17 protein-coding genes are annotated in these 16844 nt (G+C 71.1%); all 17 read left to right on the top strand.

Going from position 1 to position 16844, the window contains the following annotated elements; genetic code table 11:
• Nucleotides 1-426: type III polyketide synthase (locus IRZ18_01055; GenBank protein MBX5475697.1), on the top strand; the 426-nt coding region annotated here is incomplete at its 5' end.
• Nucleotides 420-935, top strand: a complete 516-nt coding sequence (locus tag IRZ18_01050) for a hypothetical protein (protein MBX5475696.1) — start codon at nt 420-422, stop codon at nt 933-935. The genes IRZ18_01055 and IRZ18_01050, both read left to right, overlap by 7 nt.
• Nucleotides 936-981: 46 nt before the next feature.
• Nucleotides 982-2778, top strand: coding sequence for an elongation factor 4 (lepA, locus tag IRZ18_01045; protein MBX5475695.1), 1797 nt, complete (start codon nt 982-984; stop codon nt 2776-2778).
• Nucleotides 2775-3965, top strand: coding sequence for a radical SAM family heme chaperone HemW (gene hemW, locus IRZ18_01040; protein ID MBX5475694.1), 1191 nt, complete (start codon nt 2775-2777; stop codon nt 3963-3965). Before lepA ends, hemW begins: the two co-directional genes overlap by 4 nt.
• A 145-nt stretch (nt 3966-4110) precedes the next feature.
• Nucleotides 4111-5163 carry a M42 family metallopeptidase gene (locus IRZ18_01035; GenBank protein MBX5475693.1) on the top strand — a complete coding sequence of 351 codons (1053 nt, stop codon included), beginning with the start codon at nt 4111-4113 and terminating at the stop codon, nt 5161-5163.
• The gene (locus IRZ18_01030; GenBank protein MBX5475692.1) at nt 5153-6193 is read left to right on the top strand and encodes a M42 family metallopeptidase; all 1041 of its coding nucleotides are present in this window, start codon (nt 5153-5155) and stop codon (nt 6191-6193) included. Before IRZ18_01035 ends, IRZ18_01030 begins: the two co-directional genes overlap by 11 nt.
• Nucleotides 6194-6197: 4 nt before the next feature.
• Entirely contained in the window at nt 6198-7220 is a 1023-nt protein-coding gene (locus tag IRZ18_01025) for a M42 family metallopeptidase (protein MBX5475691.1), read from the top strand.
• A gap of 250 nt (nt 7221-7470) precedes the next feature.
• Nucleotides 7471-8493 (top strand): heat-inducible transcription repressor HrcA, encoded by a 1023-nt coding sequence (hrcA, locus tag IRZ18_01020; GenBank protein MBX5475690.1) that lies wholly within the window; start codon nt 7471-7473, stop codon nt 8491-8493.
• A gap of 96 nt (nt 8494-8589) precedes the next feature.
• On the top strand, nt 8590-9318 hold the full coding sequence (locus IRZ18_01015) for a nucleotide exchange factor GrpE (protein MBX5475689.1): 729 nt from the start codon (nt 8590-8592) through the stop codon (nt 9316-9318).
• Nucleotides 9311-11215, top strand: coding sequence for a molecular chaperone DnaK (gene dnaK, locus IRZ18_01010; GenBank protein ID MBX5475688.1), 1905 nt, complete (start codon nt 9311-9313; stop codon nt 11213-11215). Before IRZ18_01015 ends, dnaK begins: the two co-directional genes overlap by 8 nt.
• 50 nt (nt 11216-11265) lie before the next feature.
• Nucleotides 11266-12411, top strand: a complete 1146-nt coding sequence (gene dnaJ, locus IRZ18_01005) for a molecular chaperone DnaJ (protein MBX5475687.1) — start codon at nt 11266-11268, stop codon at nt 12409-12411.
• Complete coding sequence (locus IRZ18_01000) at nt 12411-13283, top strand: 50S ribosomal protein L11 methyltransferase (GenBank protein ID MBX5475686.1); 873 nt, start codon at nt 12411-12413, stop codon at nt 13281-13283. The genes dnaJ and IRZ18_01000 overlap by 1 nt, the downstream gene beginning before the upstream one ends.
• A gap of 20 nt (nt 13284-13303) precedes the next feature.
• A complete protein-coding gene (locus IRZ18_00995) occupies nt 13304-14443 on the top strand; it encodes a D-alanine--D-alanine ligase (protein MBX5475685.1) in 1140 nt (379 codons plus the stop codon).
• Between the two features lie 66 nt (nt 14444-14509).
• Nucleotides 14510-14851: a histidine triad nucleotide-binding protein gene (locus IRZ18_00990; GenBank protein ID MBX5475684.1), complete on the top strand. Its 342-nt coding sequence runs from the start codon at nt 14510-14512 to the stop codon at nt 14849-14851.
• 37 nt (nt 14852-14888) lie between these two features.
• On the top strand, nt 14889-15068 hold the full coding sequence (locus IRZ18_00985; protein MBX5475683.1) for a 30S ribosomal protein S21: 180 nt from the start codon (nt 14889-14891) through the stop codon (nt 15066-15068).
• Between the two features lie 128 nt (nt 15069-15196).
• Entirely contained in the window at nt 15197-15532 is a 336-nt protein-coding gene (gene yqfC / locus IRZ18_00980) for a sporulation protein YqfC (GenBank protein MBX5475682.1), read from the top strand.
• A 21-nt stretch (nt 15533-15553) separates the two neighbouring features.
• Entirely contained in the window at nt 15554-16810 is a 1257-nt protein-coding gene (locus tag IRZ18_00975) for a sporulation protein YqfD (GenBank protein ID MBX5475681.1), read from the top strand.
• Nucleotides 16811-16844: the final 34 nt, after the last annotated feature.

Raw genomic sequence — 16844 nt, 5'->3', positions numbered from 1 at the left:
GCGATCGTGGCGTCCCACAGCTACACGTGGCCGGAGACGCTTGACGTCATGGGCTGGGACGTGTCCTCGCGAGGCCTGCACGTCATCTTCTCCCGAAGCATTCCGGCCATCGTCCGGCGCCACGTGTGGGTGCAGACGGCCGCCTTCCTCGAACGGCGGGGCGTGCCTTTGGAAGCAGTCCGCCGCTTCGTCGTCCACCCGGGTGGGCCCAAGGTGCTCGACGCCTACCGCGAGAGCTTCGGCCTCGACGAGGCGCGCCTCTCCGCCGCCCGCGAGGTGCTTCGCGAGTACGGCAACATGTCCTCGCCGACGGTGCTGTTCGTGCTGGAACGCGCGCTGCGCGACCCGCCGCCGCCCGGCGCGGCCGGCCTGGTGGCGGCGCTCGGTCCCGGGTTCACCAGCGAGCAGGTGCTCCTCCAATGGTAGGCGCAGCCCCGGGCGGCCTGGCGCTGGAGCTGGCCGGTTTCATGGCGGCCCAGCGTGTCGCGGAGCTCCTTCTGTCCGCGGCCAACGCGCGGCGGCTGCGGGCGATGGGTGCGGTGGAGGCCGGCCGCGAGCACTATCGCTGGATCGTCGGGTTGCACGCGGCCTTTCTGCTCTCGCTGGCTACTGAGGGGGCTGCATCCCGGCCACCCGTGGCGTGGCCCTGGGCGCTCGCGCTCTTCGCGCTTGCGCAGGCGCTGCGGTATTGGGCGATCGCCGCGCTGGGCCGTCGCTGGACGACGCGCGTGTGGGTGCTGCCCGGCGCGCCGCTTGTTCGCCGCGGACCCTACCGCATTCTGCGCCACCCCAACTACGTGGCCGTCATGGCGGAGTTCGTGGCCGCGCCCCTCGCGGCCGGCGCGTACCTGACGCTGCTGGTCTTCGCGCCGCTCAATGCGTGGCTCCTCTGGCGCGTGCGGATTCCGGCTGAGGAGGCGGCCCTCGGCGGGTGAGCACGGCGAGAGCGGGCCCGGCCCGGCCCCATGCTAAAATTCCGGTATGCCCGACATCCGCAACTTCTGCATCATCGCGCACATCGACCACGGCAAGTCCACCCTCGCGGACCGTCTCATCGAGCGGACGGGGACGCTCACCGCGCGCGAGATGGCGGAGCAGGTGCTCGACACCATGGAGCTCGAGCGCGAGCGTGGCATCACGATCAAGGCGCAGGCGGTGCGCATGGTGCACCGCGACGCCGGCGGGCGCGAGTTCATCCTGAACCTCATCGACACCCCCGGCCACGTCGACTTCGGCTACGAGGTCTCGCGCGCGCTGGCCGCCTGCGAGGGGGCGCTGCTCGTCGTCGACGCCACGCAGGGCGTGGAGGCGCAGACGCTCGCCAACTTTCACCTCGCGCTGGACCACGGGCTGACGATGATCCCCGTCGTCAACAAGATCGACCTGCCGGCGGCCGACGTGGACCGCGCCCGGCAAGAACTGGGCGAGCTCGGCTTCTTGCCGGAAGAGTGCATTCCGGTGTCCGCCAAGGAGGGGATCGGCATCGACGACGTCCTCGCGGCGATCGTCGAGCGGATCCCGCCGCCCGCGGGCGATCCGGACGCGCCGCTAAAGGCGCTGATCTTCGACTCCCGCTTTGACCCGTACAAGGGCGTGATCGCGTACGTGCGCCTCTTCGACGGCGCGGTGCGGCCCGGCGACCGGATCGCGCTCATGCAGTCCGGGAAGACGTACGAGGTGACGGAGGTCGGCGTCTTCCGGCCGCACGCCGCCCCGGTGGCGTCCCTTTCGGCGGGCGAGGTCGGCTACGTCGCCGCCGGCATCAAGACGATCCGCGACTGCCGCGTGGGCGACACGATCACGCACGCCGACCGCCCGGCGGCCGCCGCGCTGCCGGGCTATCGCCCCGTCACGCCGATGGTGTACGCGGGCGTCTATCCTGTCGACAGCCAGGACTACACCGACCTGCGCGAGGCGCTGGAGAAGCTCCAGCTGAACGACGCGGCGCTCGTCTTCGAGCCGGAGACGTCGGCGGCGCTCGGCTTCGGCTTCCGCTGCGGCTTCCTCGGCCTCCTGCACCTCGACGTCGTCCAGGAGCGCCTGGAGCGGGAGTACGGGCTGAACCTGATCACGACGGCGCCGAGCGTCGTGTACCGCGTCCGCAAGACGAACGGCGAGACGCTGCACGTCGACAACCCGGCCAAGCTTCCCGACCGTTCGACGATCGCCGCCATTGAGGAGCCGGTCGTCAAGGCCGTGATCATGACACCCAACGACTACGTCGGCGCGGTGATGGAGCTTTGCCAGGAACGGCGCGGCACGTTCGTGGACATGGAGTACCCCAGCCCCGACCGCGCGAAGCTCAGCTACCTCCTGCCGCTGGCGGAGATCATGTTCGACTTCTTCGACCAGTTGAAGAGCCGCACCCGCGGCTACGCCACGCTCGACTACCGGCTCGAGGGGTACGTCGAATCGGATCTGGTGAAGCTCGACATCCTCGTCAACGGCGCACCCGTCGACGCGCTCAGCGTGATCGTCCACCGCAGCCAGGCCGCCACGCGCGGCCGCCGGCTCGTGGAGCGGTTGCGCGACATCATCCCGCGCCAGCAGTTCGAGGTGCCGATCCAGGCCGCCGTCGGCGGCAAGATCATCGCGCGGGAGACGGTGCGCGCGCTGCGCAAGGACGTCCTCGCGAAGTGCTACGGCGGCGACGTGACGCGCAAGCGCAAGCTCCTTGAGAAGCAGAAGGAAGGCAAGAAGCGGATGAAGCAGATCGGGCAGGTGGAGATCCCGCAGGAGGCGTTTCTCGCCGTGCTGCGCACGGGGGACGAGGAGTGAAGTGGGGGCTTTACGTCCACCTGCCGTTCTGCCTCGCCAAGTGCTACTACTGTGACTTTGCGGTGGCGCTGTGGAAGCCCGGGCGCCCGGAGGCGTACGTCGACGTGCTGATTCAGGAGGCGCGCGACGTGCGACGCCACGGGCCGCCGGTGCGGCCCGCGGGCGCGGGTGCGGCGTCGTGCGTCCGCCTGCCGGCGCCGGAGACGCCCCCGGCCACGCTCTATTACGGGGGCGGCACGCCCACCGTCACGCCCATCGACGCCTTCGCGCGCCTGCACCGGGAGCTCGTCGCGTTGTTCGGCCTCGACCCGGCCGCGGAAGTCACCGTGGAAGCGAACCCCGAGACGGTGGACGCCGCGTACCTTGAGCAATTGCGCGCCATCGGCGTCAACCGGCTCAGCATCGGCGTGCAGGCGGTAAGCGAGCGCCTCCTTCGACAGCTCGGCCGGCGGCACGACGCGGCGGCGGTGCGCCGCGCCGTGGCCGCCGCGCGGCGGGCGGGGTTCGCGAACCTCAACCTCGACGTGATGTTCGGCCTGCCCGGCCAGACGGCCGAGGACTGGGAGGCGACGCTCGATTTCGTCCTGGAGCTCGCGCCGGAGCACGTCTCGGCGTACGGGCTGCAGATCGAGGAGGGCACGCCGTTCCACCACTGGATCCGCAACGGCCGCCTGCCGCAGCCGGACGACGAGCTCGCCGCGCGCATGTTCCGCCGCGCCCGGGAGCGCCTCAGCCGGGCGGGCTACGAGCACTACGAGATCTCCAACTACGCGCGGCCGGGGTTCGCGTCGCGCCACAACCTGCTGTACTGGGAAAACGGCGCCTACCTCGGCCTCGGCGTGGGCGCCCACTCGCACTGGCACGGCTGGCGCTGGGGCCACACGAAAAACCTGCGCGAGTACCGCGAGGCGGTCGCGAGCGGCCGGCCTCCGACCGACGCGGACGGCGCGCGCGCCGTGCCGGCGCGGGAGGCGCTCGGCGACGCGATGATCCTCGGCCTCCGCCGGATCCGGGGCGTCGACCTCGACGAGCTCGCGGCGCGGTACGGCGAGGATCCGCGCGAAGTGTGGCGGGCGGAGCTGGCGGAGCTGTCCGGCCGGGGGCTGCTGCGCGTCGACGGCGCCCGCGCGCGGCTGACGGACGAGGGGCTGCTTCTCGGCAACCTCGTGTTCGAGGCGTTCGTGTAGGGATGGGGGGACGGGCCCCGCGGTGCGCGATCAGCGGGATGGCGCGGCAGGAAACGTATTTCGTGAATCGAAAGGCTGTTCGTCACCCAAGAGGGCCTCGGGCCGCAGCGGCGGCGATGCGGCCCGGCGAAGGGGGATTGGGATCATCGACACGCAAAGCGTCTTGCACCTGTTGTCGGTCACGCCGGGCCCGTCCGGCCACGAGCGGGCCGTGGCGGACCGCGTCGCGGAACTGTTCGCTCCGTACTGCGACGAGATCCGCCGGGACGCGCTCGGCAACGTCATCGCGCTGAAACGGGGCAGCGGCAAGGGCCCCAAGGTCATGTGGGCCGCGCACATGGACGAGATCGGACTCATCGTCCGCGAGGTCCGGCCCGACGGGTTCCTGCGCGTCGCGCCCATCGGCGGCGTGGACGTGCGCAACATCGTGACGCAGGAGGTCGTCGTCCATGGGCGGCGGGACCTGCCGGGCATCATCGGCACGAAGCCGCCGCACCTGCTCACGGCTGACCAGCGGGACAAGGTCGTCCCGCTGCACGAGCTCTTCGTCGACATCGGCCTCGACGGGCCGCGGGCGGCGGAGCTCGTGCGCGTCGGCGACGTCATCACCATGCACCGCGAACCGGCGCGCCTCCAAGGACAGCGGTTCAGCGGCAAGGCCTTTGATGACCGCGCGTGCGTCACCGCCATGTGGGAAGGCCTGAAATTCTTGCAGGGCCTGCGCCACGAGGCGGACGTCTACGCCGTCGCCACCGTGCAGGAGGAGGTCGGCCTGCGCGGGGCCGTGACGGCCACTTTCGGCGTCCAACCGGACGTCGGCATCGCCATCGACGTCACGTTCGGCGACCAGCCCGGCGTCAAGAAGGATGATTCCGCACAGCTCGGCGGCGGGCCCGACATCACGCGCGGCGCGAACATCCATCCGGCCGTGTTCTCGCTTTTGAAGCAGACGGCGGAGGCGAACGGCATCCCCTTCCAGGTCTCCGTGGCGCCCGGGCAGACGGGCACCGACGCCTGGGCCATCCAGGTCACGCAGGCCGGGGTGCCGACCGGCCTCGTCAGCGTGCCGTTGCGGTACATGCACAGCACGGTCGAGACGGTCGACCTGAAGGACATCCGCGAGACCGGCCGGCTGCTGGCCCACTTCGCCGCGGCCTGCACCGCCGACGCGGCACGGGGGTGGTCCCATGGCGAATGACGCGCTCGAGACGCTCGCGGCGCTGAGCGAGCTGCCCGGCATCTCCGGCCAGGAGGACGCGGTGCGGGCCTACATCCGGGAGCGGGTCGCCGGCCGGGTGGACGAACTGCGGACGGACGCCCTCGGCAACCTCTTTGCCGTGAAGGGCGCGGGGAAGCCGGGGCCGCGCATCATGCTCGCGGCGCACATGGACGAGATCGGCCTGATCGTCACGCGCGTGGACGACGACGGGTTTCTGCGCTTCCGAAAGGTCGGCGGGATCGACGACCGCGTTCTCCTCGCGAAGACGGTGCACGTCGGTCCGAAGCGCCTGCCCGGCGTGATCGGCTCCAAGCCGATCCACCTGCAGGCTCCGGGGGAGCGCACGAAGGTCGTGCCGTCGGACGAGATGTACATCGACATCGGCGCGAAGGACAAGAAGGAAGCCGAGCGCCTCGCGGAGCCGGGCGACGGCGTCACCTTCGCCACGCGCTTCGGCGAGTTCGGCGAGGGTCTGGTCAAGGGCAAGGCGTTCGACGACCGCGCCGGCTGCGTCGTGCTCATGGAGGCGCTGGCCGTCGACTACGAGGCCCCGGTCCACGGCGTCTTCACCGTGCAGGAGGAGATCGGCCTGCGCGGCGCCCGCGTGGCGGCCTACGCCGTGGAGCCCGACGTGGCCATCGTGCTGGAGGGCACGCCGGCCGCGGACATCCCGCTTCAAGAAGGGGAGACGTCGTCCACGGTCCTCGGCAGGGGGCCGGCGCTCAGCTTCATGGACGGCTCCTCCATCGCCGACCGCGACCTGGTGCAGACGATCATCCGGGTCGCCGAGCGGGAGGGCATCCCGTGGCAATGGCGGCGCACGCAGGGGGGCGGCAACGACGCCGGCGCCATCCACCTGTCCAAGGCCGGCGTGCGCACGGCTTCGATCTCCGTGCCCTGCCGCTACATCCACACCCCCTGCGCCGTGCTCCACAAGGAAGACCTGCGGAACACGATCCGGCTCGTGCAGGCCGTGGTCGCGGAACTGGCGAGCCAGAGAAAGGCGTGATCGCGTGGAAGATCTGCTGAAGCGGCTTTCGGAGACCTGGGGACCGTCCGGCCGCGAGGCGCGCGTCCGCGCGCTCCTGCAGGAGATCCTGGGCGGCAAGGTCGACGAGATGCGCGTCGACGCGCTGGGCAACCTGATCTGCGTCAAGCGGCCGAAGGGGTCCGCCAAGGGCAAGCGCGTCATGTTCGCCGCGCACATGGACGAGATCGGCCTGATCGTCACCGACATCGACGAGCGCGGCTTCCTGCGCGTCGGCATGGTCGGCGGCGTGAGCCCGTACATCGCCGTCGGCCAGCGGGTGCTGTTCGAGAACGGCCTCGTCGGCTCCGTGAGCCACGAGCCGGCGGAGGGCGTCGACTTCGCCCAAGGGGAAGCGAACGACCTGAAGTTCCATAAGCTTTGGGTCGACGTCGGCGCGCGCAGCCGCGAGGAGGCCGAGAAGCTCGTCGGCTACGGCGCGATGGCCGTCTTCCATCGCCCGCTCGAGGCCAACGAGCGGGTCTTCATCGGCAAGGCGCTCGACGACCGCGTCGGCTGCGCCGTCCTCGCCCAGGCAGTGCTGGAGCTGGACGAGGTCGGGAACGAGGTCTACGCGGTGTTCACCGTGCAGGAGGAGGTCGGGCTGCGCGGCGCTCGGACGTCCGCGTACGGCGTCGATCCGGAAATCGGTTTCGCCATCGACGTGACCGGCACCGGCGACACGCCCAAGGCGCGGCCGATGGCCGTGAAGCTGGGCGGCGGCGCGGCCGTCAAGGCGATGGACCGGTCGATGGTCACTCCGCCGGAGATTCGCGACCTGATGGTGGAACGGGCCGAGCGGCGCGGCATCCCGCACCAGATCGAGGTGCTGACGATGGGCGGCACCGACGCCGGCGCCATCCACCTCACGCGGGCCGGCGTGCCCAGCGGCTGCATCTCCATCCCCACGCGCTACCTGCACACGCCGGCGGAGATGGCGGCGAAGGACGACGTGCGCGCGTGCGTCGACCTCGTCAAGGCGCTCGCGGAGGAGCCGATCGAACTCTAGGGCCGGTCGGGCCTCGACGTCACGTGTGACGAGCGGCGGCCACGGCCGTCCCGCCGGGAAGACCGGCGCCAGCCACGATTCGTGGCGGCGCCGGTCTGTTTCACGGCCCGATCGCGACCGCGCGGGCCAGCGGCGCAGCCGGCGCGTCGTCGACTAGCACTCGCGCATGGAGAGTGCTAACATACACCGTAGAACCTGCGGCCCGTCGAGGCCACGGCGCATCCCGGCAAGCGGGAAGGCGATGAATGCGATGATCGACGAACGCAAACAGCGCATCCTGCGCGCCGTCATCGAAGATTACATCTCCACCGGCGAGCCGGTGGGAAGCCGCACGATCGCCCGCAAGCACGGGTTCAACGTCAGCCCCGCCACGATCCGCAACGAGATGGCGGATCTGGAAGAGCTGGGCTTCCTGGAGCAGCCCCACACGTCCGCGGGCCGGGTGCCGTCGGACCTCGGGTACCGCTTCTACGTCGACCACTTCGTCCGCTCGATGCCGGCGGATCACCGCGTGTGGCAGCTCATGCGGGACCGCCTCGCGCTGCGCGCGCGGGAAATCGGCGCCGCGGTGCGCACCGCCGCGCGCATGCTGAGCGAGGCCAGCAACTTCCTGGCGCTCGTCAGCGGGCCGCACCTTGAGCACGCGCGCATCGACGCGCTGCGCATCATCCCCATGAGCGAGGGCCGCGCGCTGATCGTCGTCGTCACGGACACGGGCCTCGTGGAGAACCGCCTCCTGGAGATCGGCCAGGAGTTGGACCAGGCGGAGATCGAGCGCATCAACAGCCTGTTCGCAGAGCGTCTCTCCGGGCAGACCATGGGGCGGGCGGCGCTCGCCATCATGAAGGACCTCGCCCGGGAGCTTCGCCAGTACGGCGACCTCGTCGAACAGACGCTCGAGGTTCTCGACCGGCCTGCGTCCGACGGCGAGGAACGCCTCGTCGTCGGCGGCGCGACGAACATCCTGCGCCAGCCGGAGTTCCGCGACATCGACAAGGCGCAGATGCTGCTGAGCTCCCTGGAGCAGGAGGACACGGTGCTGGAACTGCTGGGGGAACCCCAGCCGCGTCCGCACGCGCGCGTCGTGATCGGCCATGAGATCCGGGTGGCGGAGATGCAGGACTGCAGCCTCGTCACCGCCAGCTACCACGTCGGCGGCGACTCCTGGGGCCACGTGGGCGTGCTGGGGCCGCGACGCATGGACTACGCGAAAATCATCTCGCTGGTGGAAGCCGTCGCCCAGGCGCTGAGCGAGAGCCTGCCGCGTCGCTGACGCGGCCTGGGCGGCGGTCGCACTGCACGGGCCCGCGCCCGCCATGGCGCGGGCCCATGTGTGCCACCGGCGCTGCAGGGGATGCAGGAGGAGTGGATGGCGATGATGCCTGAGGACGCCACGGGCGGGCGGCCGCCTGAGGCCGGCGGGGAGCCGGAGACGGCGGCCGAAGCCTCGCCGGAGAAGGAGGGACCTGCGGAAGCCGGAACGACCGCCGCCGGCTCTGCGGGGGAGGCTGCCGGCTCCGCGGAGGAGGCCGCCGGCGAGCGTCCGGAGCCGGAGGCCGCGCCGGAAGCCGGTGACGCGCACGGCGCCGAGACTCCGGAAACGGCGGAGACGGCGCGGCGCCTGGAGGCGCTGGAGGCCGAGCTCGCCGAAGCCAGGCGCCAGCGTGATGAATATCTTTCGTTGCTGCAAAGGCTGAAGGCGGACTTCGACAACTTCCGCCGGCGCTCGGCGGGCGACCTCGCCCGCGCACGCGAGGAGGGCATGGCCGCCTTCGTCAGGGAGCTGCTGCCGGTCGTCGACAACCTGGAGCGCGCCCTCGCCTCCGGCGACGACGGCCCCGCCCTCAAGGCGGGCGTGGAGATGACGATGAAGCAGCTGCGCGCCGTGTTCGCAAAGCACGGCGTGGAGCCGATCGAGGCCGAGGGCCAGCCGTTCGATCCGCAGCAGCACGAGGCGCTCATGCAGGTGCCCGCGGAGGGGCGTCCGGCCGGCCACGTCGCGCAGGTGTTCGAACGAGGCTACCGCATGGGATCGCATCTTCTGCGTCCGGCGCGCGTCGCCGTGACAGGCAGCGAGGAGGCTGACCAGAATGGGTAGGGTCATCGGCATCGACTTGGGCACGACGAACTCCGTCGTGGCCGTCATGGAAGGCGGCGACCCGGTCGTCATCACGAATGCCGAAGGCAGTCGCCTGACGCCGTCCGTCGTCGCCTTCACCAAGGACGGGGAGCGGCTCGTCGGCCAGGTGGCGAAGCGCCAGGCCGTCACGAACCCGCAGAACACGATCTTCTCCATCAAGCGGTTCATGGGGCGCCGCTACGACGAGGTCGGCGACGAGATCGCGCGCGTGCCGTACAAGGTGGTGCGCGACGACAACGGCGGCGTGCGCGTCGAGATCGGCGACAAGCGGTACACGCCGCAGGAGATTTCCGCGATGATTCTTCAGAAGCTGAAGGCCGACGCCGAAGCGTTCCTCGGCGAGAAGGTCGACAAGGCCGTCATCACGGTGCCGGCCTACTTCACGGACGCCCAGCGCCAGGCGACCAAGGACGCCGGGCGGATCGCCGGCCTCGAGGTGCTGCGCATCATCAACGAGCCCACGGCGGCGGCCCTCGCGTACGGCCTCGACAAGGGCGAGGAGCAGAAGATCCTCGTCTTCGACCTCGGCGGCGGCACCTTCGACGTCTCCATCCTCGAACTCGGCGAAGGCGTGTTCGAGGTGCGCGCCACGAGCGGCAACAACCACCTCGGCGGCGACGACTTCGACCAGCGCATCATCGACTGGGTCGCTGAACAGTTCCGCGCCGAGCACGGCATCGATCTCCGCAAGGACCGCATGGCCCTGCAGCGCCTCAAGGAGGCGGCCGAGAAGGCGAAGATCGAGCTCTCCAGCACGACGTCGACGGACATCAACCTGCCCTTCATCACGGCCGACCAGACCGGCCCGAAGCATCTGGACGTCACGCTGACGCGCGCGAAGTTCGAGGAGCTCGTGGCCGACCTGGTGGAGGCCACGATGGGCCCGACGCGCCAGGCGCTCCAGGACGCCGGCCTGCAGCCCTCGGACATCGACCGCGTCCTTCTGGTCGGCGGCTCCACGCGCATCCCCGCCGTGCAGGAGGCGGTGCGGCGAATGTTCGGCAAGGAGCCGTTCAAGGGCATCAACCCGGACGAGGTGGTCGCGCTCGGCGCCGCCATCCAGGCCGGCGTGCTCGCCGGTGAGGTCAAGGACGTGCTCCTGCTCGACGTGACGCCGCTCTCCCTCGGCATCGAGACCGAAGGCGGCATCTTCACGAAGATGATCGAGCGCAACACCACGATCCCGACGAAGAAGACGCAGATCTTCTCCACCGCCGCCGACGGCCAGACGCAGGTGGAGATCCACGTGCTGCAGGGCGAGCGGCCGCTGGCCAAGGACAACAAGACCCTCGGCCGCTTCATCCTCGACGGCATCCCGCCGGCTCCGCGCGGCGTGCCGCAGATCGAGGTCACCTTCGACATCGACGTCAACGGCATCGTGCACGTGTCGGCGAAGGACCGCGGCACGGGCCGCGAGCAGCACATCACGATCCAGAGCCAGACGGGCCTCTCCGAAGAAGAGATCCAGCGGATGATCCGCGAGGCCCAGGAACACGCTGAAGAGGACCGCAGGCGCAAGGAGGCGGTCGAGGCGCGCAACCGCCTGGACGCGGCCATCTACGCCGCCGAGAAGGCGCTGAAGGACGTCGGCGACAAGGCGCCGGCGGCGAAGAAGGAAGCCGTGGAGAAGGCGCTGCCGGAGGCGCGCGCGGCGCTCGACAGCAATGATCGCGATCGCATGACCCAGGCCGCCGAGCGGCTGAGCCAGGCTGTGTTCGAGATGACGAGCGCCATCTACCAAGCCGGGCAGGCGACCGGCGCGGCGGCCGACGGCGCGCAGTCCGGGACGCAGGACGGCGGCGGCAAGGGCGACATCGACGCCGACTACAAGGTCCAGGGCGAAGGCGGCGCCTAAAGCGACGGGACCGGTCCAAGGCGACGACACCGGAGGAGGAGGGGTGACGCGTGCCGCGCGACTACTACGAGATCCTGGGAGTCCCGCGCGACGCCGATGCCGAGACGATCAAGAAGGCGTTCCGGAAGCTGGCGCGGCAGTACCACCCCGACGCGAACCCCGGCGATCCTGAAGCCGAGGCGAAGTTCAAGGAGATCAACGAAGCGTACGAGGTGCTGAGCGACCCGGAAAAACGTGCCCGCTACGACCGCTTCGGGCACGCGGGCGCCCAGGGGCCGACCGGCGCCGAGGGCGCGCCGTTCGGGAGCGGACCGTTCACGGGCTTCGACGGCACGGACCCGTTCGGCCTGGGCGACCTGTTCGAATCCTTCTTCGGCGGGTTCGGGGGCGCGCGCCGCGCCGGTCCGGAACGCGGCGCCGACCTGCAGACGGAAGTGGAGATCGACCTCGAAGAGGTGCTGCGCGGCGCGACCCGCACCGTCGTCGTCGGGCGCACGGAACGGTGCGACCGTTGCGGCGGGAGCGGGGCGGAGCCGGGCAGCGCGCCGGAGCGCTGCCCCGCCTGCGGCGGGCGCGGCCAGGTGCGCATGGCGCGGAACACGGCGTTCGGCTCCTTCGTCACCGTCCAGACGTGCCCGCGTTGCCACGGGAGCGGCCGCGTGATCGAGCGGCCGTGCCGGACGTGCCAGGGGCGGGGCCTTGCCCGCAAGCGGCGGGAGATCGAGGTCCGGATCCCGAAGGGCGTCGAGGACGGCATGCGCCTGCGGCTCGCCGGGCAGGGCGAGGCCGGTGCGCGCGGCGGGCCGAACGGGGACCTGTACGTCGTCGTGCGCGTGCGGCCGCACCCGCGCTTCCGCCGTGAGGGCACGACCCTCATCTCCGAAGTGCGCTTGGGGTACGCGCAACTGGCGCTCGGCACCGAGGTCTCGGTGGACACGCCGGACGGTCCGGAACGCCTGCGCGTGCCCGCCGGGACGCAGCCGGGGCACGAGTTCCGCCTGCGCGGCCGGGGCGTGCCCGACGTGCGCGGGTACGGGCGCGGCGACCTCGTCGTGCGCGTGCAGGTCGAGGTGCCGACGGACCTGTCGCCGGAAGAGACGAAACTGCTGCAGCGCCTGGCCGAACTCCGGGGCCAGCCGGTCGGCCACGGCGCGAAGGGGTTTTTTGAACGCGTGCGGGACGCGTTCGGGAACTGATGCCGTACCTGCAGCTCGTCCTCGCCTGGACGCGCGACGCGCCGGCCCTCGCCGAGGGCCTTGCGGCGCTCGCCGCCGAGGCCGGCCTGGGCGGCGCGGAATACGGCGACCGCCACATCGCCGTCTACGCGCCGGACGACGCCGAGGGCCGCGAGCGCCTGGCCCGCCTGGAGAGCGAGGCGCGCCGCTGGGCGGAGGCGTTCTCGGCGGGCGAGCTCACCGCGCGCCGCGTGCCCGTCCACGAAGACGACTGGGCGCACGCGTGGAAGCGGTTCTACCGTCCCCTGCGCGTCGGCCGCATCTGGATCCTGCCCGCCTGGGAGCCCGTGCCGCCGGATCTCGACGGCCTCGTCGTCCGGCTGGACCCCGGCATGGCCTTCGGCACGGGCACGCATGCGAGCACCCAGCTCTGCCTGATGGAGATGCAGGCGATCTGGCCGGAGATGCCGCCCGAGCCGCGCGTGGCGGACATCGGCAGCGGTTCGGGCGTGCTGGCCATCGCCGCCGCCCGCCTCGGGGGCGCGGCGGCGCGCGTGGCCGCGGTCGATGTCGACCCGGTGGCCGTGCAGGCCACCCGGTCCAACGCCGAGCTCAACGGTGTGGCGCTGGACGTCCGCCGCGGCGGTCCGGACGCGCTTCCTACGGGCGCGTTCGACCTGGTCCTCGCCAACCTCACGCTCGACATCCACCGGGAGGTGGCGGCGCAACTGGCCGCGCTCGCTGCCGATGGCGGCGTTGTCGTGGCTTCCGGCATCGTGGAAGATCAGGAGGCGGAGGCGCGCGACGTGTTCTCGCGGGCGGGCCTGCACGCGCGCCGCGTCCGGGCCCTGGACGGGTGGGTCGCGCTGGTGCTGGCGAAGACCGGCGCATAACGTAACGCGGGGGGATCGCCATGACGCGACGGATCCGGGTGGGCGTGCTGTTTGGCGGGCGTTCCGGAGAGCACGAGGTGAGCCTGCAGTCGGCCGCGTCCGTCTTGCGCGCGCTGGACCGCGAGCGCTTTGAGCCGGTGCCGATCGGCATCACGAAAGAGGGCCGCTGGCTCCTTCCCGCCGACGCCGCGAAGGCGCTGGAAGACGGCCTCGCCGCCATGGAGGGCCGGTTCCTGGCCTTCCGGCCGGACCCCGGCTCGCGTGGCGGCCTGATCGCGGTCGACGACGCCGATCGCGCCGTGGCCCCCGCCGGGCCGAGCCTCGTCGACGTGGACGTCGTCTTTCCTGTGCTCCACGGCACGTACGGCGAGGACGGCACCGTCCAGGGGCTGCTGGAGCTCGCCGGCATCCCGTACGTGGGCTCCGGCGTCCTGGCCAGCGCCCTGGCCATGGACAAAGCCATGCAGAAGGACGTCTTCCGCCAGAAGGGCATCCCCGTCGCCGACTACACCCTCGTGCGCGCAAGGGAGCTGGAAACCGATTTCGATGCCGTCCTGCGGCGCATCGAGGCCAGCTTCCCGTACCCGATGTTCGTGAAGCCGGCCAACCTCGGCTCCAGCGTGGGCATCACGAAGGCGCACGACCGCGACGAGCTCGCCGCCGGCCTGCGGCTGGCGGCGGAGTACGACCGCCGCGTGATCGTCGAGGAAGCCATCGACGGCCGCGAAATCGAGTGCAGCGTGCTCGGCAACGAGGAGCCGATCGCCTCCCTGCCGGGAGAGGTGGTGCCGGGCCACGAGTTCTACGACTACGAGGCGAAGTACGTCGACGACTCGTCCCGGCTCATCATCCCCGCGGAGCTCGATCCGGCCACGACCGCGCGCATCCAGGAACTGGCCGTCCAGAGCTTTCTGGCGCTGGACGCGAGCGGCCTCGCGCGCGTGGACTTCTTCGTCGAGCGGGGCACCGGCCGCGTGCTCGTCAACGAGGTGAACACGATGCCGGGGTTCACCCGCATCAGCATGTATCCGAAACTCTGGGAGGCCAGCGGCCTGCCGTACACCGACCTCCTGACGAAGCTGATCGAGCTCGCGTTCGAGCGCCATCGCGCCCGGGTGGCGCTGCGCACCGAATACCGGCCGAAAACCGGAGATCGGTGAGAGGAAACCGGGACACGCGGCGCGAAGTCCAACCGACGTCCCGGAGGAATCTTGGGAGGCTGAACGATGCCGGACTGCCTTTTCTGCCGGATCGTCGCCGGGGAACTGCCGTCGCGCAAGGTGTACGAGGACGAAGAGGTCGTCGCGTTCCGCGACATTCAACCCGTCGCGCCCACGCATGTCCTGGTGGTGCCCAGGCGTCATCTTGACGGCCTGGCGGCCGCCCGGCCGGAGGACGCGCCGCTTTTGGGCCGCCTGCTGGACGCGGCGCGCCGCGTCGCCGAGCAGGAGGGCCTGACCGAGGGGTATCGCGTCGTCGTCAACCAGGGCGCGCACGGCGGCCAGAGCGTCGGGCACCTGCACCTGCACGTCCTCGGCGGGCGTAGCATGCAGTGGCCTCCGGGCTAGACTGGTACACTCGAATCGTACGGAGGGGGTGAACGGGATGTCCGAAGTCCGTGTCGGCGAGAACGAGTCGCTCGACAACGCCCTCCGTCGGTTCAAGCGCCAGGTGCAACGCAGCGGAACGCTGAAGGAAGCGCGTCGTCACGAGTTTTACGAGAAGCCCAGCGTGCGGCGCAAGAAGAAGTCCGCCGCCGCGGCGCGCAAGCGCAAGGGGCGCTGAGCGCCCTGCCGGCCTGAAACGTCAGCGCGTGGACAGCCGCTCCTCCCCGGGGCGGCTTTTCCTTTCCTTTGGGCCCTCATATCCCTGTCCCGACGTCGCATACGTGTCAGCGTGAGGTGGGAACGCCTGTGGCGCAAAGCCGGCAGCGTCGACGGCCTCCGGGCGAACGGCGCCTTCTGGCTCGTCTCGTCGACGCGCTGGAACTGCCGTCCGACCTCCTCATCGACGTGCCGCGCGTCACGGTCGTCGGCGGGCTCCAGGCGACCGTGGAGAATCACCGCGGTCTCGTCTCGTACCAGCCCGAGCAGGTCTCGATCGCCGTGGCCGGCGGCATCGTGCGGATTGCGGGGGAAGACCTGGAGATCGGCGTCATCCAGGCGCACGAGGTGACGGTGACCGGCCGCATCCATGACGTGACGTTCGCGGAGGAGCCCAAACGCGGCGGCGGGACGCGCAAGACCTGAGGCCCGGGGAGGGGATCGGCTTTGGCCCGACGCGTGCTGGCCTGGCTTCTCGGGTGGGTGCTCCTGCGTGCCGAAGGGCCGGACGTCGGGGATCTGGTCAACGTGGCGCTGCGCCGCCGGATCGACCTCTGGCGCGTGCGTCGCGAGGGCGACGCCTGGATCATGTACGCGTCCGCCGCGCGCTGGCCCGAATTGCGCGATCTGGCGGAAGAGCGCGGATGGCGCGTGGCGGTCGTGCGGCAGGCCGGCTGGCCCTACCTCTGGAGGCGCTTTCTTCGCCGGCGCGTGCTCGTCGCCGGGCTCCTCGTGTCGCTCGCCGCCGGCTACCTGCTGGCTTCGTTCGTGTGGATCGTCGACGTTCAGGGCGTCTCCCAGGTGCCTCCGGACGAGGTGCTGCGCGCCGCCGCGCGGCTGGGCCTTTACCCCGGCGCGTTCCGTCCCATGGTGGATCCGGACCGCGTCGCCGAGCGTCTACCGCTTCTGGTTCCCCAGGTGAACTGGGCCAACGTGCGGCTCGCCGGAACGCGCGCGACGATCGTCGTCGCGGAGGAGCGGCGCGTGCCGCCGGACCAGTGGCCGAGCACGGCCACCGCGGACGTCGTCGCCGTCAAGGACGGCGTCGTCACGTCGGTGCTCGCGCTTTCAGGCCAACCGCTTGTGAAGCCGGGCGACACGGTGTCCCGCGGGCAGGTGCTCATCCGCAGCGAGGTCGAGGTGGTGCCGCCGGGCTTGAACCCTGACGATCCGGCCGCGCCGCGCGCGCGCATGCGGGTCCGCGCGCGCGGAACGGTTCGCGCCCGCGTGTGGTATGATCGGTATCTAGAAGTTCCGGCGGAGATGCTGAGGGAGACGCCGACCGGCCGCGTGTATCGGCGGTACCGGTTGGTCGTCGGGCACACGGCGCTCACCGTGTGGGGCTGGGCTCCGACGCCGTTTCAGCACTTCCGCATCGAGCTCGACCGCCATCCGCTCGCCTGGCGCGGCGTGTCCCTGCCGGTGGAGTGGCGCGTCGAACGGCTCGTGGAAGTGCAGCGCGCCGCGGCCGGGCTGGACATGGACCGCGCGAGGGAACTCGCCCGTCGAAAGGCCCTGGGCGCGGTGCTCGCGGACGTCCCGCCGAGCGCGCGCGTGCTCTCCGAATCCGCCGAGATCGTGCTGAGCACGCCCACGCGATTTGGCGTGCGCGTCCGGCTCGAGACCGAAGAGGACATCGGCGCCGTGGTCGAGCGCGCGTCGCAAGGCTCGGAGCGGCCCCCGGCCGCGGGCGGGTCCCGATGAGCCAGCTTCGCCGCCGCACCGCGTCCGGGCCACC

The organism is Clostridia bacterium, assembly GCA_019683875.1.
Classification (GTDB): Bacteria; Bacillota; Sulfobacillia; order RBS10-35; family Bu92; genus Bu92.
Note: the sequence above shows the minus strand (reverse complement) of the source record. Positions and strands in the feature narration are given on the sequence as shown.

What these genes read in the sequence shown, in the direction of transcription:
- IRZ18_01015 (MBX5475689.1), top strand. Translation starts at nt 8,590, where the DNA reads ATGGCGATGATGCCTGAGGACGCCACGGGCGGGCGGCCGCCTGAGGCC.
- IRZ18_00995 (MBX5475685.1), top strand. Translation starts at nt 13,304, where the DNA reads ATGACGCGACGGATCCGGGTGGGCGTGCTGTTTGGCGGGCGTTCCGGA.
- IRZ18_01030 (MBX5475692.1), top strand. Translation starts at nt 5,153, where the DNA reads ATGGCGAATGACGCGCTCGAGACGCTCGCGGCGCTGAGCGAGCTGCCC.
- IRZ18_01000 (MBX5475686.1), top strand. Translation starts at nt 12,411, where the DNA reads ATGCCGTACCTGCAGCTCGTCCTCGCCTGGACGCGCGACGCGCCGGCC.
- lepA (MBX5475695.1), top strand. Translation starts at nt 982, where the DNA reads ATGCCCGACATCCGCAACTTCTGCATCATCGCGCACATCGACCACGGC.
- dnaK (MBX5475688.1), top strand. Translation starts at nt 9,311, where the DNA reads ATGGGTAGGGTCATCGGCATCGACTTGGGCACGACGAACTCCGTCGTG.
- IRZ18_01050 (MBX5475696.1), top strand. Translation starts at nt 420, where the DNA reads ATGGTAGGCGCAGCCCCGGGCGGCCTGGCGCTGGAGCTGGCCGGTTTC.
- hrcA (MBX5475690.1), top strand. Translation starts at nt 7,471, where the DNA reads ATGATCGACGAACGCAAACAGCGCATCCTGCGCGCCGTCATCGAAGAT.
- IRZ18_00985 (MBX5475683.1), top strand. Translation starts at nt 14,889, where the DNA reads ATGTCCGAAGTCCGTGTCGGCGAGAACGAGTCGCTCGACAACGCCCTC.
- IRZ18_00990 (MBX5475684.1), top strand. Translation starts at nt 14,510, where the DNA reads ATGCCGGACTGCCTTTTCTGCCGGATCGTCGCCGGGGAACTGCCGTCG.